This is a genomic window from Streptomyces sp. NPDC091279 (genome assembly GCF_044757465.1).
Taxonomy (GTDB): domain Bacteria; phylum Actinomycetota; class Actinomycetes; order Streptomycetales; family Streptomycetaceae; genus Streptomyces.
Genome location: NZ_JBIVVA010000013.1, coordinates 178723 through 197853 on the forward strand (window position 1 = coordinate 178723; position 19131 = coordinate 197853).

General features: G+C 72.4%; 19 protein-coding genes. 11 read left to right on the forward strand and 8 right to left on the reverse strand.

Features of this window, described 5'->3' with window-relative positions:
* Window positions 1-10: 10 nt before the first annotated feature.
* From ACIQOU_RS30360 to ACIQOU_RS30380, 5 genes are all read left to right on the forward strand, one after another.
* Complete coding sequence (locus tag ACIQOU_RS30360; protein WP_401541693.1) at window positions 11-1843, forward strand: ABC transporter ATP-binding protein; 1833 nt, start codon at window positions 11-13, stop codon at window positions 1841-1843.
* Window positions 1840-2475, forward strand: a complete 636-nt coding sequence (locus ACIQOU_RS30365; RefSeq protein ID WP_401541696.1) for a flavoprotein — start codon at window positions 1840-1842, stop codon at window positions 2473-2475. The genes ACIQOU_RS30360 and ACIQOU_RS30365 overlap by 4 nt, the downstream gene beginning before the upstream one ends.
* An 81-nt stretch (window positions 2476-2556) precedes the next feature.
* Window positions 2557-3351 (forward strand): class I SAM-dependent methyltransferase, encoded by a 795-nt coding sequence (locus tag ACIQOU_RS30370; RefSeq protein ID WP_401541699.1) that lies wholly within the window; start codon window positions 2557-2559, stop codon window positions 3349-3351.
* Window positions 3352-3421: 70 nt separating this feature from the next.
* Window positions 3422-4384: an ABC transporter ATP-binding protein gene (locus tag ACIQOU_RS30375; RefSeq protein WP_401541702.1), complete on the forward strand. Its 963-nt coding sequence runs from the start codon at window positions 3422-3424 to the stop codon at window positions 4382-4384.
* On the forward strand, window positions 4381-5679 hold the full coding sequence (locus tag ACIQOU_RS30380) for an ABC transporter permease (RefSeq protein WP_401541705.1): 1299 nt from the start codon (window positions 4381-4383) through the stop codon (window positions 5677-5679). The genes ACIQOU_RS30375 and ACIQOU_RS30380 overlap by 4 nt, the downstream gene beginning before the upstream one ends.
* A 444-nt stretch (window positions 5680-6123) precedes the next feature.
* On the opposite strand, the gene ACIQOU_RS30385 is transcribed toward ACIQOU_RS30380, so the two are convergent.
* Together ACIQOU_RS30385 and ACIQOU_RS30390 are read right to left on the reverse strand one after the other, a co-directional pair.
* On the reverse strand, window positions 6124-6900 hold the full coding sequence (locus ACIQOU_RS30385) for an SDR family oxidoreductase (RefSeq protein WP_401541708.1): 777 nt from the start codon (window positions 6898-6900) through the stop codon (window positions 6124-6126).
* A gap of 56 nt (window positions 6901-6956) precedes the next feature.
* A complete protein-coding gene (locus ACIQOU_RS30390; protein WP_401541711.1) occupies window positions 6957-7796 on the reverse strand; it encodes an SDR family NAD(P)-dependent oxidoreductase in 840 nt (279 codons plus the stop codon).
* A 175-nt stretch (window positions 7797-7971) separates the two neighbouring features.
* On the opposite strand from ACIQOU_RS30390, the gene ACIQOU_RS30395 reads away from it, so the two are divergent.
* Window positions 7972-8877 carry a helix-turn-helix transcriptional regulator gene (locus ACIQOU_RS30395; protein WP_401541714.1) on the forward strand — a complete coding sequence of 302 codons (906 nt, stop codon included), beginning with the start codon at window positions 7972-7974 and terminating at the stop codon, window positions 8875-8877.
* A 137-nt stretch (window positions 8878-9014) separates the two neighbouring features.
* Here the strand turns inward: ACIQOU_RS30395 and ACIQOU_RS30400 are convergent, their stop codons facing one another.
* Window positions 9015-10337 (reverse strand): M16 family metallopeptidase, encoded by a 1323-nt coding sequence (locus ACIQOU_RS30400; protein ID WP_401541716.1) that lies wholly within the window; start codon window positions 10335-10337, stop codon window positions 9015-9017.
* Window positions 10334-11653: a M16 family metallopeptidase gene (locus tag ACIQOU_RS30405; RefSeq protein WP_401541719.1), complete on the reverse strand. Its 1320-nt coding sequence runs from the start codon at window positions 11651-11653 to the stop codon at window positions 10334-10336. Before ACIQOU_RS30405 ends, ACIQOU_RS30400 begins: the two co-directional genes overlap by 4 nt.
* A 196-nt stretch (window positions 11654-11849) precedes the next feature.
* Between ACIQOU_RS30405 and ACIQOU_RS30410 the strand changes: the two genes are divergently transcribed.
* A complete protein-coding gene (locus ACIQOU_RS30410; protein ID WP_401541721.1) occupies window positions 11850-12029 on the forward strand; it encodes an LxmA leader domain family RiPP in 180 nt (59 codons plus the stop codon).
* 113 nt (window positions 12030-12142) lie between these two features.
* On the opposite strand, the gene ACIQOU_RS30415 is transcribed toward ACIQOU_RS30410, so the two are convergent.
* Window positions 12143-12610, reverse strand: coding sequence for a hypothetical protein (locus ACIQOU_RS30415; protein ID WP_401541723.1), 468 nt, complete (start codon window positions 12608-12610; stop codon window positions 12143-12145).
* Window positions 12607-12879, reverse strand: a complete 273-nt coding sequence (locus tag ACIQOU_RS30420) for a helix-turn-helix transcriptional regulator (protein ID WP_401541726.1) — start codon at window positions 12877-12879, stop codon at window positions 12607-12609. Before ACIQOU_RS30420 ends, ACIQOU_RS30415 begins: the two co-directional genes overlap by 4 nt.
* 189 nt (window positions 12880-13068) lie before the next feature.
* Here ACIQOU_RS30420 and ACIQOU_RS30425 point away from each other — a divergent pair, with 189 nt between their 5' ends.
* The 3 genes from ACIQOU_RS30425 to ACIQOU_RS30435 are packed head-to-tail and all read left to right on the forward strand — an operon-like array spanning window position 13069 to window position 15668.
* Window positions 13069-14175, forward strand: a complete 1107-nt coding sequence (locus ACIQOU_RS30425) for an LLM class flavin-dependent oxidoreductase (protein ID WP_401541729.1) — start codon at window positions 13069-13071, stop codon at window positions 14173-14175.
* Window positions 14168-15247 carry a phosphotransferase family protein gene (locus ACIQOU_RS30430; protein ID WP_401541731.1) on the forward strand — a complete coding sequence of 360 codons (1080 nt, stop codon included), beginning with the start codon at window positions 14168-14170 and terminating at the stop codon, window positions 15245-15247. The genes ACIQOU_RS30425 and ACIQOU_RS30430 overlap by 8 nt, the downstream gene beginning before the upstream one ends.
* A 13-nt stretch (window positions 15248-15260) precedes the next feature.
* Window positions 15261-15668: a hypothetical protein gene (locus ACIQOU_RS30435; protein ID WP_401541733.1), complete on the forward strand. Its 408-nt coding sequence runs from the start codon at window positions 15261-15263 to the stop codon at window positions 15666-15668.
* Window positions 15669-15912: 244 nt separating this feature from the next.
* Here ACIQOU_RS30435 and ACIQOU_RS30440 read toward each other — a convergent pair whose 3' ends face one another.
* Complete coding sequence (locus tag ACIQOU_RS30440; protein WP_401541736.1) at window positions 15913-16605, reverse strand: GPP34 family phosphoprotein; 693 nt, start codon at window positions 16603-16605, stop codon at window positions 15913-15915.
* Window positions 16606-17075: 470 nt separating this feature from the next.
* Here ACIQOU_RS30440 and ACIQOU_RS30445 point away from each other — a divergent pair, with 470 nt between their 5' ends.
* Window positions 17076-18230, forward strand: a complete 1155-nt coding sequence (locus ACIQOU_RS30445; protein ID WP_401541738.1) for a histidine kinase — start codon at window positions 17076-17078, stop codon at window positions 18228-18230.
* Window positions 18231-18422: 192 nt separating this feature from the next.
* Here the strand turns inward: ACIQOU_RS30445 and ribA are convergent, their stop codons facing one another.
* Entirely contained in the window at window positions 18423-19061 is a 639-nt protein-coding gene (gene ribA / locus ACIQOU_RS30450; RefSeq protein WP_401541741.1) for a GTP cyclohydrolase II, read from the reverse strand.
* Between the last annotated feature and the right edge of the window lie 70 nt (window positions 19062-19131).

The window sequence follows — 19131 nt, forward strand, 5'->3', positions numbered from 1 at the left end:
GGCTGTGGTGATGAGTCTGGCTTCTGCCGGGGCCACGCTTGTGCTGCCGCTCCAGGTACGTGACCTGGTGATGGCCCTGTCCAGTGACGAACGCCCCGTCGGGCCGCTGCTGTTGATGGCCGGCCTCGCCATCGGCGCCGGGCTGGCGTCCGCGCTCTCCTCCTATCTGCTGGCCCGCGCCGGTGAGGGCCTGGTCGCTCACGCACGGCTCCGGGTCGTCTCGCACATCCTGCGGCTGCCGTTGCGACGGGTCCGGCGGGAAGGGGCCGGCAACCTCGTCGCTCGCGCCAACTCCGATGCCACACAGCTGCGTTCGGTCGTGGACGTCGGCGTCGCGCAGATCCCGTCCTCGCTCTTCCTGGCCGTCGGCACGTTGGTCGCCATGGGTGTGCTGGACTGGGTGCTGCTGCTGGTCGTGCTCGCCACCTTCACGGTCGCCGGTCTCGGCATCTTCCTGTGCGTGCGGTCGATCCGCAGCGGGGTGGAGCGCCAGCAGAACGCCATCGGCGCCATGTCGCAGCAGATGACGGCGGCCGTGCTGGCGCTGCCCACGGTCAAGGCGTTCCGCGCCGAACACCAGGTGTCGGCGGCGTTGGGCCGCGATGTCGAGGACGCGCGGGGGGCCGCCGTGTCGGTCGCCCGGGTGACCGCTCTGGTGGGGCCGACGATGCAGTTCGGGCAGCAGCTCTCGATCATCGCGGTGATGGTCGTCAGCGGCGCCCGGCTCACCTCCGGGGCCCTGAGCATCGGGGAGTTCGCCGCGTTCATCGTCTATCTGCTCCAACTCGTCGCGCCGCTCACCCTGTTGGTGTCCGGCGTGGCCCGGATGCAGAGCGGGCTCGCCGCGCGCGGGCGGCTCAACAGTGTGCTCACCCTCGCCGCCGAGGGCTCCGGGGCGACGTCCCCCGTCGAGCCGTCGGCGACCGCGCCCGCCGTGGAGTTCGAGGCGGTCACCTACACGGACGGTGGGCGCACCCTCATCCACGGGGCGGACTTCGCCGCCCCCGCACGGGGACTGACCGCCATCGTCGGGCCGTCCGGGGCGGGCAAGACGACGCTGCTCGCGCTCACCGAACGTTTCCTGCTGCCGGACTCCGGGCGCATCTGCGTCCTCGGCGTGCCGGTCGAGCAGTGGCCGTTGCGTCAACTCCGGGGCGAGATCAGCTACATCGACCAGAGCTTCACCCTCGTCGAGGGCACCGTGCGGCACAACCTCCAGCTCGGGCAGGACGCCGACCGGCCGGACGCCGAGCTGTGGCGGGCACTGGAGGCGCTGGCGTTGCGCGATGCCGTGGCGGCGTTGCCGGACGGGCTCGACACCGAACTGGGGCGTGCCGAGGACCTGTCGGGAGGCCAGCGGCAACGGCTCGCGGCGGCCCGGGTCCTGCTGCGCGACGCCCGCATCGTCGTCTTCGACGAACCGACCTCCCAACTCGACAGCGAGAACGAGGAACGGCTGCGGGTGCTGATGCGCTCACTCGCCGCCGACCGTGCCGTGATCGTCGTCGCGCATCGCATCTCCACCGTGCAGGACGCCGACCTGATCGTGGTCGTGGACGACGGCCACATCGTCGACCGGGGTACGCACGAGGAGTTGCTGTCGCGCTCGGCGCTGTATCAGGAACTGGTGCACGGGCAGTCGTTGCGCGGTGGGCAACCCGGCTTCAGGGGACGTGAGTTGGCGGAGACGCCGGTCAGCCGTGGGGTTGAGGGTGCTGTGTCTGGGGCTGATGGCGGGGGCAAGTCCGGTGGTTCCGTTGCCGATTGCGGGGACGCGGCTCCTGGGGCCCTTGCCGACGTCGGGTCCCCGGCGTCCGTGTCTGCCGCCGAGGTGGTCCGGTGACCGGCGCGGGCGACCCGGGCAACGGGGTCGAAGCGGTAGGGGTGCGGCGGCTGTTGGTGGTGGGGACCGGGTCGGTGACCGCCGCCCATCTGCCGTTCTGGGCAAGCTGGTTGGCGGTCGGGCAGCCCGGCACAAAGGTGCGGTACGTGCTGACCGGGGCGGCCACCCGGTTCGTCACCCGGGACGCGCTGGTCGCCATCGGCGGCGGTGACGTGCTGCTCGACCGGTGGCCCGAGGAGCCCGAGACGCGGGCCCGGCACGTGGACCTCGCCCAGTGGCCGGACGCGGTCGTGGTGCTGCCCGCGACCCTCAACTACCTTGCCAGGCTGGCCATCGGCCTCGGTGACTCGCCCTCCCTGCTCGCCCTCCAGTGCACCCGGGCGGCGATCGCGCTGGCCCCCGCCCTGCCACCCGGCGGCGCGCAGAGCCCGGCGTACGCGGAGCATGCCGCCAAGCTCGGCGCCCGGCCCAACGTGGTCGTCGTGCCGCCCCACCCCGGCCGCAGCACGACCAGCGGGAAGCGCGAGGCGTGGGCGCCGGCGTCCTTCCCCGACGTGCTGGCGGCGGCCGACCGCCTGCGGGCCGAGCTGGCGGCGATCCCCTCCCCCGAGGCCGACCACCGACCCACCTGACATCTCCCGCTCCATCGATGGCACCCCACTGATGACACCTCACTGATGCCGCCCCACAGACGACCCCCTACGGAGGCCACCATGACCACCGGGACACCCCCGCATGCCGACCGGCGGAGCGACAACTCCCCTTCGGACGACGGCAGTAGCGCCTACGGCGAGTCGCTCGCGGACATCTACGACTCGCTCTACCCCGCCACCGACGACGCCCTCGGCTCCATGGCAGCCTTCCTCCAGGAGCTGCGCCCCGCGCCCGCCGCCCTGCTCGAACTGGGCGTCGGCACCGGCAGGTTGGCGATCCCGCTGGCCGGGCTCGGGTACCGGGTGCACGGCGTGGACGCGTCGCCCGCGATGCTGGCGAAGCTGCACGAGAACGACCCCTCCGGCCAAGTCACCACTTCAGTGGGCGACTTCAGCGAACTGGTCGTCGAGGAGCGGTACGACCTCGTCCTCACCGCGCTCAACACCTTCTTCATGCTGCCCACCCAGGAGCAGCAACTCGCCTGTCTGCGCGGCATCCACGACGCGCTCGCCGATGACGGGGTGGCCGTCTTCGAGACCTACGACCCGCAGATCTACCACCGGCTCACCGAGGCGACGACCCGGATCGGGCACCTCGCGCCGGACGCGCTGCTGATCGACACGGTCCAGGTGAACCGTTCGCTCCAGTCCGTCCTGGTCGTCCACACGGTCGTGGGGCCGGCCGGGCTGCGCAAGGTGCCGGAGGTCAGCCGGTACGCCTGGCCTGCGGAGTTCGACGCGCTGGCGCGGCTCGCGGGGCTGCGGGTCACGGGCCGCTGGGCCGACTGGGACCGGAGTCCCGTCACCGACCGGACGGAGAAGCACGTCTATGTGGTGGAGCGCCAAAGCGTATGACTAACTTGACGGGTTGATGTGTTAACACAATACTTGAGCGAGTTAACGCATACACGGGGAGGCGGACGACATGGCGGTGCCAGCGCTGGAGGTGGACGGCGTGCGGAAGAGCTACGGCAGGCGCCGGGCCGTCGACGACATGACCTTCGACATCCGCGCCGGTGAGCTGTTCGGCTTCGTGGGGAGCAACGGCGCGGGCAAGACGACCACGATGCGGATCGTCCTCGGCGTCCTCACCCCCGACGCGGGCGAGGTGCGCTGGCGCGGCCGGCCGGTCGGCTTCGCCGCCCGCAGGCAGTTCGGGTACATGCCCGAGGAGCGCGGCCTCTACCCGAGGATGAAGGTCGGTGAACAGCTGCGATTCCTGGGCGAGTTGCACGGCCTGTCGGCGGCTTCCGCGCGGTCCGCCGCGAGCCGGTGGATCGAGCGGCTCCACCTCACCGGGTACGCCCGCGAAGAGGTCCAGAACCTCAGCCTCGGCAACCAGCAACGGGTCCAGCTGGCAGCGGCGTTGGTGCACGGGCCGCAGGCGCTGGTGCTCGACGAACCGTTCTCCGGCCTCGACCCGGTGGCGGTGGACGTCATGCGCGACGTCCTCGCCGAACGGGCCGCCGACGGAGTGCCCGTCATGTTCTCCAGCCACCAACTCTCCCTGGTGGAACGGGTCTGCGACCGGGTCGGCATCGTCGGCGCCGGGCGCCTCATCGCCTGCGGGACGGTCAAGGAGCTGAGCGAGAACGCCGATCGCCGCCTCCTCGTCGACGCCCCGGAGGCCGCCGAGAACTGGGCCGCAGGGCTGGCCGGCGTGGAGGTCGTGCGCCGCGAGGGCACCCGCACCTGGCTGCGCCTGGCCAAGGGCGCGGACGACCAACGGGTCCTGCACGCGGCCCTCGCCACCGGTCCCGTCTCCTCCTTCGTCTCCCAACACCCGCCGCTGACCGAGCTGTACCGCGACCTGGTCACCGCGACGGGCGGCCCCGGAGAAGGCGCCGGGGAGACGGCGGACGCGCGGGCCGGGGGTGAGAAGCGATGAGTACGGTGGCGCGGGCCTCGGGCGAGGCAGCCGGTGAGGAAGCAACTGACGCCGCCGACATGGCCGTTGGGGAGAAGAGGCCCGGTGGGGCGTCGGACGGGCCCGGTGTGTTGTCGGCACGGCGGGCCGTGGGGCTGGTCGCCCGGCGGGAGATCAACAGCAGGATGCGGACGAAATCCTTCGTCCTGAGCACCCTCGGGCTGCTGCTCTCCCTCGGGGTCTACGCCCTGATCATCCTCGCCTCCGACGACGGACCGGCCAAGGTCGGCGTCGGCCGGGAGGTCGCGGCGCTCCGTCCGGTGCTGGCCCAACTGGCCGAAGGACAGGGCGAGTTCGAGTTCATCGCCGTCGAAGGTGACGGGGGCGGCGACCGGGTCGAGCGGCTGTTGCGGGACGGGGACCTCTCCGCCGTCGTCGGCCGCGTCGACGGGCGGACGACGCTGGCCGTGGAGCACGAGGCGGACGAGAACCTGCTCGCCGTGGTGCGCGCCGCCACCGCCGAGGAGCGCACCACCGCGGAGTTGGAACGCGCGGGCGTGGACCCCGTCGAGTTCCGGCAACGGGTGGCGTCGGCCACCGTGACGGTCGACGCGCTGGACCCGTCGCAGAACAGCGCCGCCCAGCAGTTCGCGCTGATCATCGCCGCGACCGGGCTGCTGTACTTCTTCTTCATCTTCTACGGGATCATGCTGGCGCAGGGCGTGGTGGAGGAGAAGACCAGCCGCGTCGTCGAACTGCTCCTGTCCACCATCCGCCCCTGGCAGCTCCTCGCCGGGAAACTGGTCGGCGTGGCCGTCGTCGGCCTCACCCAACTCGTGCTGCTCGGCGGGGCGGTGGTCGCGCTCGCCCAGGGCACCGGCGCCCTCACGCTGCCGAGCACCGCCGCCGGGTCGCTGGTGACGCTGGTGGTCTGGTTCCTGCTCGGGTTCTTCCTCTTCGCCGCCCTGCTGGCCGCGGCCGCCGCCCGGGTCTCCCGTCAGGAAGACCTCCAGGGCGTGGTGCAACCGGTGATGATGCTGATCTCCACGCCGTTCATGCTGGGTGTGGTCCTGCTCAGCAAGGACGTGCGGGACCCGGTGATCGAGTGGCTGTCGCTGGTCCCGCTGTTCAGTCCGATCCTGATGCCGGCCCGCATGCTGCTCGGCCTCGCGCCCCTCTGGCAGATCGCCCTCTCCCTGGTGCTGGCGGTCGCCGCACTCGCCGGTATGACCCGGGTCGCCGGACGGATGTACGCCAACAGCGTCCTGCGCAGCGGCTCCCGAGTCCCCCTCACCGAAGCACTGCGGACGCGGTGAGCCGGTGAACGGCGAGCGGGTGAGGAGGGCAGCACCCCCGAGCTAGCACCCCCGGCCTAGCACCCCCGGCCTAGCACCCCCGGCCTAGCACCCCCGGCCTAGCACCCCCGAGTTCCCCCTACGAGCCCACCCCACCTCCACCCCAACCCCCTCCGCCCGCCCTTACGGGTCCCGCCCTTACGGGTCCCGCCCCTACGGGGAAACCCTCACCCGGCCCCCGGGCCGTTCGATCACCTAGGAGAACCTCATGAGCACCGCCCTCTGGATCGCCGTTGGAATCGCCCTGCTCGTCGCCGTGATCGCGGGGATCAAGAAGAGCCGCGGCTGAACCCGCCCGCCGCTGCGGACCCACCAGAAGCTGGTTCCGTCGGCCCGAACGCATGAAGGCTGTGCCCTGACCGGTGTCCAGGTCGACACCGGTCAGGGCACAGCCTGTTGGCCGCGTTATACGGCCTGGGCCGTGGGCAGGATGGTCAGCTCGCTGATGTTGACGTGCCGGGGAAGGGCACAGATGAAGGCGACGGTCTCCGCGATGTCGGTGCCGCGCAGGCACTCGATGTCCTTGAGCAGGCCGGCCATCAGGGTGCTGGCGTCCGGGTCGGTGACGTGGTCGGGCAGTTCGGTGTCGACCATGCCGGGCTCGATGGCGCTCACCCGCACGTTCTTCCGGCCCAGTTCGACGCGGAGGAGACGGGTGAGGTGGCTGATGTACGCCTTAGTACCCGAGTAGATCGAGAACTTCTCCAGAATGCGTGTCGCCGCGATGGAGGAGGTGTTGATCAGGTCGGCGGGCCTTCCCCGCTCGGCGCAGGCGGTCAGGTGCGGGAGGAAGGCGCCGATCACATTCATCACTCCCGTGACGTTGAGATCGATCTGCCGCTGCCACTCCTCGACCTTCAGCTCGTCGATGGCGGAGATCAACTGGACGCCCGCGTTGTTGAACACCAGGTCCGCCGGTCCCAGCGTGTCCGCTACCTGGTCGGCGGCGGCGCGGACGGCTGCCCGGTCGGTGACGTCGACGGACAGGGCCAGGGCCTGTCCGCCGGTCGCGGTGATGTCGGCGGCGAGGGCGGCGAGCTTCTCCTGGCGGCGTGCGAGGACGGCGACGGAGGCTCCGAGTTCGGCGAGTCGGCGGGCGGTGGCCGCCCCCATGCCGCTGGAGGCTCCGGTGACCACGGCCACGCGGCCGTCCAACGGTCGGCTGGTCAGCAGGTACGTCATGATGAGGGACCTTTCCTGTCGTTCGGGTCCTGTCGTTCGGGCTCGGTGCGGGGTGGTCAGGCGGCGTCGTCGCAGGCCGTGGCGGCGGACTTGGCCTGCCAGGCCGTGAGGTCGTCCTGAAGGCCGCGGATCTTGACCAGCTGGCGTTCGATCGCGTCGCGCCCCAGGGCCAGGTGCCCAGGCAGCTTGTCCTGGCAGGTCACCTCGTAGATCAGGGCGGCGCCCTTGACGGGGTCGCCGAGCTGGGTGTGGTTGGCGGTGCCGACCCAGTCCAGGGTGGCGTGGGCCGGGGTGCCGTCGTAGGCGGGGATGCGCTCGGCCGCGGTCGACAAGGAGCTGGCGTCGAGGAAGTCGGTGCGGAAGACCCCGGGCTCCACGACCATGCTCTGGATGCCGAACGGCGCCAGCTCCACCGCGAGCGCCTCACTGATACCGGCCACGGCGAACTTCGACGCGCTGTACATGCTCACCCCGGGCTCGCCCTCGAAGCCGGACCGGGAGCCGATGTGCACGACCTTTCCGCCGCCGGCCGCCCTCATGCCCGGCAGGACCGCGCGGGTGACGTTGATCAGCCCGAAGACGTTGAGATCGAACAGGGACCGCGCCTCGGCGTCGGTGATCTCCTCCAGCGCCCCGAGCAGACCGCGCCCCGCGTTGTTGACGAGGACGTCGATCGCGCCGAAGCGCTGCACAGCCGTCTCGACCGCGACGGTGATGTCCTCGCCGCGGGTGACGTCGAGGGCGACGCCGAGGACCCGGTCGTGCCGGTTCAGCTCGTCCGGCAGCTTCCGCGGGTCACGGGCGGCGACCACGACGTTGTCGCCGCCGTGCAGTGCGGCCCGCGCGATCTCCAGGCCCAGCCCACGGGTGCCGCCGGTGATGAACCACGTTGCCATGATGGTGTCTCCATCTGTTCGCTTCGCCCTGACACCCCTCGCGGTGGCGGGCTCTGCATCCACTGAACCAACTCTGAGCAGGCAAAAGAGGCCTCAAAAGGGCCCGCCTGATCGGGGGACAGAGTGGGCCACCCTCCGGCCGCCGCATCCTCGGTGAACGCGCGAGACTGGAGGGATGGACCGTGAGCACGCCACCAGCGCACCCATGGCGGAGTTCCTCCGCTCCGCCCGCACCCGCCTCACCCCGAGGGAGGCCGGGCTCGACGACCAGGGCCTGGGCCGACGCCGGGTAGCCGGACTGCGCCGGGAGGAACTCGCCCGGCTGGCCGGGGTGAGCGTGGACTACTACACCCGCCTCGAACAAGGCCGCAGCCGCAGCGCCTCCACCGAGGTCCTCGACGCGCTCGCCACCGCCCTGCGCCTGAACGACGCCGAGCGCAGCCACCTGCACACCCTCGCCAGGACACGGCCCCGGCCGACCCGCCGGCGCCCCCGCCCCCAGCGCGTCCACCCCGCCACCTGGGACCTGCTGGACACCCTCCAGCAGGCCGGACGCCCCGGGTTCCTCCTCGGACGACGCCTCGACGTGCTGGCCCACAACGCCCTCGCCGGACGCCTGATCACCGACTTCCGGGCGCTCCCCGCAGCCGAGCGGAACCAGGCCCGCTTCGTCTTCCTCGACCCGCACGCGCGCGAGCTGTACCGGGACTGGCCCCGCGTCGCCGCCGACACCGCCGCCATGCTCCGCCTCGACGCGGGCCGCCACCCCGACGACCCGGCCCTGAGTGCCCTGATCGGTGACCTGTCCATCCACAGCGACGAATTCCGCCGCGTCTGGTCCGACAACAAGGTCCACCAGCGCACGACCGGCACCAAGGACTACCATCACCCGCTCGTCGGCGACCTCACCGTCACCTACCAGGCCCTCACCCCCGCGGACGACCCTGACCAGATCCTCTTCATCTACGGCACCGAACCCGGCAGCCCGTCCGAGACCTCTCTCCGCCTGCTGGCCCAATGGAACGAAGCGGCAGCCGAAACCGGCGACGTCGCAGCGCAAACCCCAGGAGCGCAGGACTGAGACGACCCCGCTCCGGTCTCCCCGACCCGCCCGGCGGTCCTGCCGACCCCGGCCGCTGTCGCCCCCGGTCCCTGCCGACGCCAGCCCCTCTAGCCCCGGCGAACCCGCCCGACCGCTCGGCGGCCGACCCCTCCGGGTCAGAGATCGAGCAGGTCGGTGGTGCCCCGGCGCAACGGCGCCACCGCACCCTCGTCCGCGACGACCACGCCCGTGAACCGCTCGGGCCGGAAGAACCGTCGCGCCGCCTCGACGACCGCGCCGTACGGCACGCCCTCCAGCACCGGCCCCCAGCGATGCAGCCACTCCGAACCGGCCCCGACATGCAGCAAGTTGGCCAGCCCGGACGCCAGCGCACCCGGCGACGACATCGCCGTGGCCGTGGAGCCGACCGCGTAACTCCGTGCCGCGTCGACCTCCCGTACCGACGGCGGCTCGGCGGCCATGCGCTCCAGCTCCCGGCGGATCACCGCGAGCGCCGGGACGGTGTGTTCGGCGGCGGTGTCGGCCTCGACCATCAGGGTCGCGGCGCCCGGCACCGACTCCACACCCGAACCGAGCTGATACGCGTACCCCTTCTCCTCCCGCAGCCGGGTGACCAGCCGGGAGGCGAAGGACCCACCGAACACCAACTGGGCGAGATGCAAGGCTGGTTGACCCGGGTCGGTGCGCGCCAGCGCGGGAGCGGCCAGCCGGATCACGCTCTGCACGGCCCCGGGCCGCTCCACCCGGAGCAACGGCCCGCCCGCGAACGTCCCCCGCACCTCGGGCAGTTCACGCTCCGGCCCCGCCTCCCACGCCCCGAACGCCTCCGCGACCAGGGCGAGAGCATCCCGCGCCCGCACCTCTCCGACCAGCACGAGCACCGCACCCCGGGCACCGAGATGCCGCGCGTGGGCCCCCGACAACTCCTCCGGCGTGCAGACGGCGGCAAGGGCGGACGTCGGCTGTCGGCGCGCGGCGACCTCATCGCCGTATCGCCTTCTCAGCAAGGCGTGTTGGGCGACGGACGCGGGTTGGTGCGCGGCCAGTCGGATGCGGGCGGCCAGGCGGGCGCGTTCGGGGGCGACGACGTCCTCGGTCAGCCTCGGCGCGCGGACCGTCTCGGCCAGCAGGGCGAGCACCGCGGGCAACGCGTCGGCCATGGTGTGCCCGGCGACGGTGAACTTATGGGCGTCCGCAGTGGAGTTGAGGGTGGCGCCGTGCGTGGCGAGCGCCAGGTCGAAGCCGTCCGGGTCCCGGTGCGCGGAGCCCTGGAGCAGAACGCCGGCCAGCAGCTGGCACCGCGTCGCCTCGCCGGGGCCCAGAGCGGCGTACGGGACGGTGAGCCGGATCTCGACGAGCGGCACGACCGGGGCCGAACAGACCACCACCCGCAGCCCGTTGGGGAGAACGGCATCGACGTCGGGCAGCGGCAACCGCCCACCGCCCGTTGCCCGTCCGGCCACCACAGCCCCGGTCATGCCGTCACCCGCACCCGGTCGGCGCCCCGTGCCGCAGCCGCTCCCGGCACGAAGCGGACGACCGCCCGGCAGGAGGACGCGAGCCGGGCGGCGGCGCGGCTCACCTGTTCGCCGGTCACCCCGGCCCGCACCAGCTCGGGCAGTTCGTACGTCAACTCGGCCTCCCCGAACAGGATTTCGCGCAGCCCGAGCAACTGTGCCCGCATCCCGGGGTCCCCCAGCTCGCGCAGCGCACCGGCGGCCCAGCGGGCGGTCGTGGCCCGCAGCAGCCCGGCGTCGACCTCGTCGTGCGCCAGCGCCGCCAACGTGCCGTCCAGCGCGGTCAGTACGTCGTCGGCGCCGGGTTCGTGCACGGCGAACAGCGTCAGCAGGTCGGGCCCCGCCGTGTCCAACGGCAGCCCGAACAGGCCGCATCCGACCGAGAGGCTCGACGCCCGGACGGCCGCCGTCGGCCCTCGGCGCAGCAGGGCCTGCCTGCCCTGTCCGAGCAGCGCGGCCAGGACGACGTGCGCGAGATAGTCGGCGCGTTCGGTCACCGGGTCGGGCAGCCGGTAGCCCACGGCCACGGCGGGCTGACCCGCGTGCGGGTCGGTGACCGTCAGCCGCCGTTCCTGGGCCGGGGGCGGTTCGTGCGGGTCGGGCGCGCGGAGCGACGGGCGGGCCGGGATCGGTGCGAAATGCTCGCGGACGAGCCGCTGCGCCGTTTCCGGTTCGAATGCGCCCGTCACGGTGACCACGGCATTTCCGGGACCGTAATGGTCGGCGAAGAATCGCTCGCAGCGGGGAATGCCGACGGCTGTCAGGTCGGCGGTCTCGCCGTATCCGTCCCTGGTGTTCTCCGTGCGACGGTGCAGGGTGCGCGGCAATACCCAGGGGAAAGCGCCGTAAGGCCGATTGCGGACCATGAGGCGGATCTCCTCGTCGATCACCGCGGTCTGGGTGCGCAGAATGCGCGCGGAAATTCGCGGTGCGCGCATCCGGTCCGCTTCGAGGGTGAGCAGCAGATCCAGCGCGGAGGCGGGGGCTGCGGCGTAGTAGACGGTCACGTCCTGCCGGGTCCTGGCGTCGCCGACACCGCCGGCCTGCTGCACCCGAGGCAGATATCCCGTGGGTGCGGCACCGTCCAGGGAGCCGGCTCCCCCTTGGAACATGAGGTGTTCGAAGAGGTGCGCGAGGCCGGTGCCGCCCTCGGGCTCGGTGCGGAAACCGACGCCGTAATGCACCGCGACGCCGATCGAGGCGCCCACGGGATTCGGTGCCAGCAGGACCCGCAGACCATTGTCCAATACCAGGCGGTGCAGCTGATGTGGCGTCATCCGGGCGAGCTTAGACCGCGCCAAGTCCCTTATGAGAGAGCGGAGTTGACCGATAGCGGTCAATGTCCGCATGCGGTCAACTTCATTGCCAGCGCGGCGCCGGTCACGGAATGGTTCTGGCACGGCGGGAGAACGCGACGGAAGAAATCGCCGATCCGGTCACCCTTGCATGTCACCGATACCAACGGGAGTCACCATGAACACCCAGTCCCTCATCAGCGGCTACTCCACCTACGCCGCCGCCGACGAGCTCGTCGTGGCCGTCGAGGCCCCGGGCGCCACCGTCACCATCACCACGTCGTCGGCCGCGTGCATCTCCGCCGCGTCCGCCGTCTCGGCGGTGTCGGTCGACAACACGTTCGACCACTCCTGCTGAACCGTCTGACCCGCTGAACACAGGGCGGGTGCCCACCGCCGCAATCGGTGGGCACCCGCCCTGTCGCACGCCGACCGGTCCGGCCGTCGCCCCGGGCGAGCCGGGCCGATCGTTCAGTCGTCCTCGTCGTCCTCGGCGTTCTCGATGCCCTTACTGGTGAACCCCAGGATCAGGGAGGGCAGCGCCGATGACGTCAGCATCAGGGTGGTCAGCAGTGCGGGCATCCGCTCGATCATCGCGGGCTCGTTCTGGAAGACGACCATGAGCAGAACGGCGATCATGCCGGAGCCGACCGCGCACTGGAACCCGATGAACGAGACCCGGTCGCGCACCCCGCGCTCGCGTTCGTCCAGCCCCGCCACCGGCCGCTCGGCCACCCCGCGGGTCATCGAACGCAGCACGCCCCACAGCAACAGCCAGACCACGAAGGCCACCAGCCACCACGAGTCGGAGAACGCGTTGCCGTCCGAGACGAGGGACAGCACCAGCATGACCGCGCTCAACACGCAGAGCACGAGGGCCACGGGGCGCATGGGGCTGCGGGCCACTTCCGTCGTCCCGTCGGGACCTTGCCGGCTCACGAGCGTTCCTCCTTGTTGTACAGCTGGGCGGAGAGCGGGACGAAGGGCTTGCGGCTGAAGATCGCCTCGACCGGAAGCTCGAACACATCACTGAACCGGAAAGCCAGATCGAGGCTCGGGAAGTAGTCACCGCGCTCGATGGCGCCGATGGTCTGCGGGTGCACGTCCACCAAGCCGGCCAGCGCGACCCGGCTGAGACCGCGCTCCGCGCGCAGCACCCTCAGCTGGTTGTAGATCGGCATTCCCTCGCGATGGCTTACTGGGCTCATGCAAGGAATGTAGTGGTAACACAACGATCCGTCAAGAAATAGCAACGCCGGTCATGGCGGCCGCCGCGCCGACGGCGGTGGCGGTGCCCCCCAGTGCCCCCTAGGGGCCGCAGCAGCCGCAGTGCCCTGAGTACCCGTAATACCCCTAGGGCCCCTAGGGTCCCCGAGACAAGGGAAGGCGCGCCACCCGTGACGACCCCCGCCCACGCCCCCGGCTCCCACGCCTCCGGCCCCCGCACCTCCGACCACAGCCCCGCCGTTCCCCCTGTCTCCGAACGGCCCGCGCCCGCCCCGGCCACTGCCCCGGCCACTGCCCCGGCGACCGAGCTGTTGCCGAGCGTGCTCGTGCCGAACATGCCGGACGCGCCGGACGCCCTGCGGCCCTACGCCGAGCTGGTGCGGGACACCGGCGCGCGTCGGCTGTGGACCGGGCAGTCGCTCAAGGTGGAGACCCACCAGGCGTTCGCGCACCTCGCCGGCGCCGGAGTGCGGGTGCCCGTGGGGACCAGCGTGACCCTCATGCCGTTGCGCCACCCGTACGAGGCCGCCCTCCAGGCCCGTTCGCTCGCGCTGATGACCGGGCGCACGGTGGTGGCCGGATACGGGGTGGGCGCACCGGCGTTCGTGCGCAGCCTCAACGGCCGTCCCTACGCCAGCCCGCGCACGATGGCCGCCGACTATCTGCGCACGGTCCGCGCCCTGCTCGACGGCGAGATCGTCGACCACGCGGGCGACTACCACGCGCTGCGGGGACGGCTGATTCCCATGGAACATCCGGGAGTTGAGGTCGGCGTGGGCGTGCTGCGGCCCAACATGGCGCGGACCGCCGGAGGCGTCGCGGACGTCGCCATCACCTGGATGACCCCGCCCGGGTATGTCGCCGAGACCCTGTTGCCCGCCCTGGAGGAGGGCGGCAAGGACCGGGACGCGCGCTGCCGGGTCGCGACCGTCGTCCACGTCGCGGTGGAACGCGCGGGCCGGGACCCCTACGTGCTCGCGCACACGGCCGCCTCCGGGCACCTCGCGGCGGACCACTACACCGACATGCTGCGCCGCGCCGGTGTACCGGCCGACCCGTCCGACCCGCAGGCCGGGGCCAACTCCCTGGTCGACAGCGGCACTTACGTGTTCGGCTCGCCGGACCACATCGCCGACCGGCTGGCCACCTACCGTGACGCCGGGGTCGACGAGGTCATCCTCAACTGTGCCGGCGTGCTCTTCACCGAGGGCCAGGAAGCCGCGTTCCGGGACGCCCGCGAGATCATCGAGGCGGTCCGGCGGCGCCACCGTGACTGAGCCGACGGCGCGGGCGGGCGCTGCGGGGGCGGCGCCCGGCGTCGTGCGCGAGTACGGCACCCGCTACCTGCGGATCACCGTGCGCCACCACGGGGACGCCGGGTTCACTTGGCTGCGTGCGCCCGGCCCGGCCCACCCCCGCCCGCAGTCCCTTCCCCCGCCCACGGTCGGTGCGGCACTGCGCCGCGTCGATGCCGCCGTCGGCCCGACCGGCGCCCAACTCGCCCTGGGAGAACGTGAATCGGCGGCGCCCGGAGTGGTGTACCGGGTGCCCGGCGCCGTCTCGGTCGCCCGGCTGCTGACCTCCGGAAACGCCGCCGCGTTCCAGCTCTCCGTGAACGCGTTGGCCGGCGTAGGCAGAACGCTGCGGCGGCTGCACCAGGAACCCTGGGAGCCTCCGCAACGGCGACCCCATCCCGGTGTGCGACGGCTCCGCGCCTGGATCTCGGGGGAGGAGAACGCCCCTGGAGCGACCCGAGTTCACCAGGTGGCCCGGGCCCGGCTCGGCCCCTCGCTGTGGACGCGCCTGACGGAGTGGACCGAGGCCGCGCACCAACTGCCGTCCCGGCCGGCCCTGTTGCACGGTGCGCCCAGCATCGGCTGGCTGGTCCCCGACCTCGTCACCGACGGTGGCCGCCCCGCCCTGCTCACCGGCGAGGAGGTCACCGGGGGCGACCCGGCCCTCGACCTCGGCTGGCTGCTGGGCGAGTTGTACGAACTGCGGTGCGCCGCCGCCCGGGGTCTCGGCGCCGCAGGACACGGCCCACCGGTCGACCACCACGCCGCCGCCCACGCCCTGCTCGGCGCGTACACCGGCACCCGCACCGACCGATCCGGCGACGCCGGTACCGCTGTGCCGCCCGGCACCGCACGCGCGGCCACCCTCCGACTCGCCGTCCACATAAGGGACTTCGCCACGTTCGTCGGCTGGCACGACGACCTGCGGCCCTACTGCGACCTGCTGGCGGAGACCCTCGCGGCGGACGGCACACCGACGCTGCGCTGGCCCACGCCCGCCCAGTGCACCGGCGAGAACCCGCCGAACCCGGGTCCGCACCGCCCAACTCCCTGAAAGGACAGCCCACATGGCACCCACGACGAGGTCCCTCGCCGCAACTGCCCTGCTCTCCCTGGCCCTTGTGTCCTACGGTTCGTCGGCAGCCGCCGCCGACTCCTGGTCCGTCGCCCGCGGCACGGCCGAGGCCTCGGGAACCACCCGCCCCGTCGAGATGGGCGGCCTGCACGGCCCCGGGCTCGCGGTCGAGGGCGAGCTGCGCACCACCGGTCCCGGCTGCTCCACGCTCTGGATTCAGTGGGCGGAGGACCTGACGGTGGGCCCGCCCTTCAGGATGGGCACGCGCTGCGGCGCAGGCTCGATCCCGGTCCGCTTCGTCAGGCCGGCCGGCCTCGGCCAGACCTGGGTGAAGCTCTGCAACGACACCAACCCCGAGGCCCCGCACGCCAATTGCAGCGAACCGCGCTACGTGAGGTGACCCCCACCCACCCCGCCCACCACCACGCCTGACGGGGCGGACGGGGCGGCCGGGGTGGGCGGGGCGGCCGGGGTGGGCGGAGTGGCGGCGCCGCACCGGCCGCCCGGGACGACGGTGCCGAATGGGCCGCCCGGGGCGACGGTGCCGAATCGGCCGCCCGGGGCGACGGTGCCGAATCGGCCGCCCGGGGCGACGGTGCCGAATCGGCCGCCCCGAACGACGGCGTCGTTTCCCCGTCCCGTCGTCAGCTGCCCGCGACGACCGTCGTCGCCACCGTCACCGCGATGATCGCCGTCAACGCGTCCTCCGCCGCCTTCACCACCTGCCGGACCGCCGTCGCGGCCCACTGCCCCTGCGCGAGCGTCTCCATGGTCGCCGCGACCCGGCGCGCGTCGGCGTCCGGGAAGGCCAGGCGGTGCAACTTCGCCCCGTGCAGCAGCGCCACCAGAACGCCCGTGCGCTCATCCGGCGTCGCACCCTCCAGGACGGCCGCGTCGAGGCGCCGCCGCACCGCCACCTCCACCGATCCGTCGGCCTCGGGGTAACGGCGCACCGGGATGAGGCCGAGCACCTTCTTCTTCTCCTCCCGGACCAGCCCCTTCGCGATCAGACCGGCGTTCGCCTCGGCCATCGCGTCCCGCTTCAGCCGGTTGATCCAGTCCTTGGCGCTGCTCGGCCGCTCCTTGCCGACGATCAGGGCGAGCGCGGCATCGAGGGCGGGCTCGCCGATCGGCGTCGCGTCGACGACGGTGACCCGGCCGTCGGTCACCTCGATCCGGTCGGCCAACGCGCACTCCACCAGCGCGGCCGCGGAGATCGCCAGCGCCACCTTCGCCGACTCCTTCGCGGCCCCGGAATCGTCGTCCAGCGAGAGCAGCAGAAGCTGCTCACCGAGGGTGGTGGGGATCTCGGTGGGGGTTTCCGTGGGGGATTCCATCGGCGTATCCATTCCTCAAGTGTCCAGATGTGGGCGGTCGTTGAGCGAGGAGGGGGAGTCGGGGAGGGGGAGTCGGGGAGGGGGCCTCACGCCGGCGAGAGCCTCCCGTTTCAGCGAATGCCTCTCACCCAAGTGAGAGGCTCTAACTCAAACGAGACCCTCTCACGCCAGCGACACAGTGCAACGCCGGCGTGCAACGTCGGCGAAGAACAGGCCCGTCGGCCCGGAACGGCGCCCGCGCCCCCGTTCCTCCCCCATGCCCCGGCATCTCCCGACGATGCCTCGGCGCTTCCCGGCACCGCACCCTCAACGTCGGCGCCGCCCCGCCCCCCCCGACCTCGGCCCCGCACCCCCGACCTCGGCCCCGCACCCCCGGCCTCGGCCCCGCACCCCGACCCCGGCGCCCCCCGCCCCCAATGGTGGAGCCCGCTACACCGCGCCCCCGCCCCCTCGCCGCTTAGCGTTGGCGCATGTCGAAAAGTTTGCGGGATGCCGGGCGGGCCACCGGGTATCTCGTGGTGGCCCTGGCGTTGACGTTCGGGCTGTGGATCTTTGTGACCGTGCTGATCATCGCCGTCGTCGGCACGGTCACCGTGGTCGGGGCGTGGCTGTTGCCGGAGACCGTGCTGCTGGTGCGGCGGATCGCCGGGGCCAAGCGGCGGCTGACCGCCGACTGGACCGGCCAGCGGATTCCCGAGGCGTACCGCCCGATCACCGGCACCGTCCGGGAACGGCTGCGCACGGCCGTGCGTGACCCCGGCACCCGTACCGATCTGCGGTGGATGTTCGCCGCCTACTTCTACGGCGCCCTCTTCTTCCTCACCGTCCCGCTGTGGCCGCTCGCCCTGGTCGTGGACGGCGTGGGGGCCGGGCTGCTGCGCCGCAGGCCCCTCGTGCTGCCGTGGATCGTCCGGGTCGCCGACCTGGAGGCCGACTGGTCCACCGCCCTCCTCAAACCGTCGCCGCAGGCCCAACTGTCCGCCCGGGTCGAGGAGTTGGCGGCCACGCGAGCCGACGCGATCGCCGCGCACGGTGCCGAACTGCGCCGGATCGAACGCGACCTGCACGACGGCGCGCAGGCCAACCTGGTCGCCCTCTCGATGCGGATCGGCCTCGCCCTGCGCGCCTGCGGCACCGACCCCGACACCACCCGCCGACTCCTCGGCGAGGCCCAGACGCAGGCCGAACAGGCGCTCACCGACCTGCGGCACGTGGTGCGCGGCATCCACCCGCCGATCCTCACCGACCGGGGCCTGGTGGGCGCGGTGCGCGCACTCGCCGCCGGCAGCGGGCTGGACGTCGCCGTCGAGGTCGTCCGGCTGGAGGAGGACGGGGTGCGGGCACCGGCCGCGGTGGAGACCGCCGCGTACTTCGTGGTGGCGGAGGCGTTGACCAACTCCGCGAAGTACAGCGGGGAGTTGACGGCCACGGTCCGGCTGGAGCGGACCAAGCGGGGGCTGCGGGTGCGGGTCGCCGACGCGGGGCGCGGGGGCGCCGACGAGGCGGGCGGCTCGGGTCTGGTCGGCATCCGGCGGCGCGTCGCCGCGCTGGACGGGACCGTGGAACTCTCCAGCCCGGTCGGCGGCCCGACCGTCGTCGAGGCCCGGCTGCCCTGCGTGTGGTGAACAGGGGTGCGGGGCCCGTCCCATGACGTGAAGAGCGGGCCCCGCGACTGCCGAAGGCAGGGCGGCCGGGAAACGATCGTCAGCGATTCGGCTGCCTGTTCGCCCGGCCGTTCACACCCCATTGCGCATCGGCCGGGTCCGTCAGAGGCTCGCGCCCGTCAGATCCTCGTGTCCGACACGGCCCCGCGTCCGTCAGGCCCGGGCCTCCGTCAACTCCCCGAGCGGCAGCGTGTGGTGGGTCTGGAGCACCTTGGCGCGCAGGTAGCGGACGTTGTGGTCGGTCGTGAACACGCCGGTCGGGACCCGGAGTTGGACGGAGATGCCCAGGTCGCGCAACTGGCCTGCCTTGTCGGGGTTGTTGGAGAGCAGGTCCAGTTCGGTGATGCCGAGGGCGCGCAGCATCTGGGCGGCGGCGGTGTAGTCGCGGTCGTCCTCGGGCAGGCCGAGGGCGGCGTTCGCCTCGTAGGTGTCGAGGCCCTGGTCCTGGAGGGCGTACGCGTCGAGCTTGTTGTAGAGGCCTATGCCCCGGCCCTCCTGGCGGAGGTAGAGCAGCACGCCCCCGCGCTCCGCGATGCGCTCGACGGCCTCGCGTAGCTGCGGTCCGCAGTCGCACCGCGCCGACCCGAAGACGTCCCCGGTCAGGCACTCCGAGTGCAGCCGCACCAGCGCAACGGTGCCGGGCGCCGGGTCGCCGAGCACCACGGCCACATGCTCCTGGCCGTCCAACAGGCCGTGAAAGGTGACGAGTTCGGCGTCGACGGCGTAACCGTCCTGGAAGCGCAACGGGACCCGGACGCGGGAGCGCTGCGTGGCGGCGGGGGTGTCGGGCATGCGGGTTCTCCCGGGTCCGGTGGGTCAGGACAGATGTGCTTCAGATTTGAAGCAACACCATGGTCACGGA

Excerpts from the sequence above, each read along its gene's own strand:
- ACIQOU_RS30435 (WP_401541733.1), top strand. The coding sequence starts at position 15,261 with ATGGCACCCACGACGAGGTCCCTCGCCGCAACTGCCCTGCTCTCCCTG.
- ACIQOU_RS30405 (WP_401541719.1), bottom strand. The coding sequence starts at position 11,653 with ATGACGCCACATCAGCTGCACCGCCTGGTATTGGACAATGGTCTGCGG.
- ACIQOU_RS30375 (WP_401541702.1), top strand. The coding sequence starts at position 3,422 with ATGGCGGTGCCAGCGCTGGAGGTGGACGGCGTGCGGAAGAGCTACGGC.
- ACIQOU_RS30400 (WP_401541716.1), bottom strand. The coding sequence starts at position 10,337 with ATGACCGGGGCTGTGGTGGCCGGACGGGCAACGGGCGGTGGGCGGTTG.
- ACIQOU_RS30370 (WP_401541699.1), top strand. The coding sequence starts at position 2,557 with ATGACCACCGGGACACCCCCGCATGCCGACCGGCGGAGCGACAACTCC.
- ACIQOU_RS30410 (WP_401541721.1), top strand. The coding sequence starts at position 11,850 with ATGAACACCCAGTCCCTCATCAGCGGCTACTCCACCTACGCCGCCGCC.
- ACIQOU_RS30390 (WP_401541711.1), bottom strand. The coding sequence starts at position 7,796 with ATGGCAACGTGGTTCATCACCGGCGGCACCCGTGGGCTGGGCCTGGAG.
- ACIQOU_RS30445 (WP_401541738.1), top strand. The coding sequence starts at position 17,076 with ATGTCGAAAAGTTTGCGGGATGCCGGGCGGGCCACCGGGTATCTCGTG.
- ribA (WP_401541741.1), bottom strand. The coding sequence starts at position 19,061 with ATGCCCGACACCCCCGCCGCCACGCAGCGCTCCCGCGTCCGGGTCCCG.
- ACIQOU_RS30360 (WP_401541693.1), top strand. The coding sequence starts at position 11 with ATGAGTCTGGCTTCTGCCGGGGCCACGCTTGTGCTGCCGCTCCAGGTA.
- ACIQOU_RS30385 (WP_401541708.1), bottom strand. The coding sequence starts at position 6,900 with ATGACGTACCTGCTGACCAGCCGACCGTTGGACGGCCGCGTGGCCGTG.
- ACIQOU_RS30395 (WP_401541714.1), top strand. The coding sequence starts at position 7,972 with ATGGACCGTGAGCACGCCACCAGCGCACCCATGGCGGAGTTCCTCCGC.
- ACIQOU_RS30380 (WP_401541705.1), top strand. The coding sequence starts at position 4,381 with ATGAGTACGGTGGCGCGGGCCTCGGGCGAGGCAGCCGGTGAGGAAGCA.
- ACIQOU_RS30420 (WP_401541726.1), bottom strand. The coding sequence starts at position 12,879 with ATGAGCCCAGTAAGCCATCGCGAGGGAATGCCGATCTACAACCAGCTG.
- ACIQOU_RS30440 (WP_401541736.1), bottom strand. The coding sequence starts at position 16,605 with ATGGAATCCCCCACGGAAACCCCCACCGAGATCCCCACCACCCTCGGT.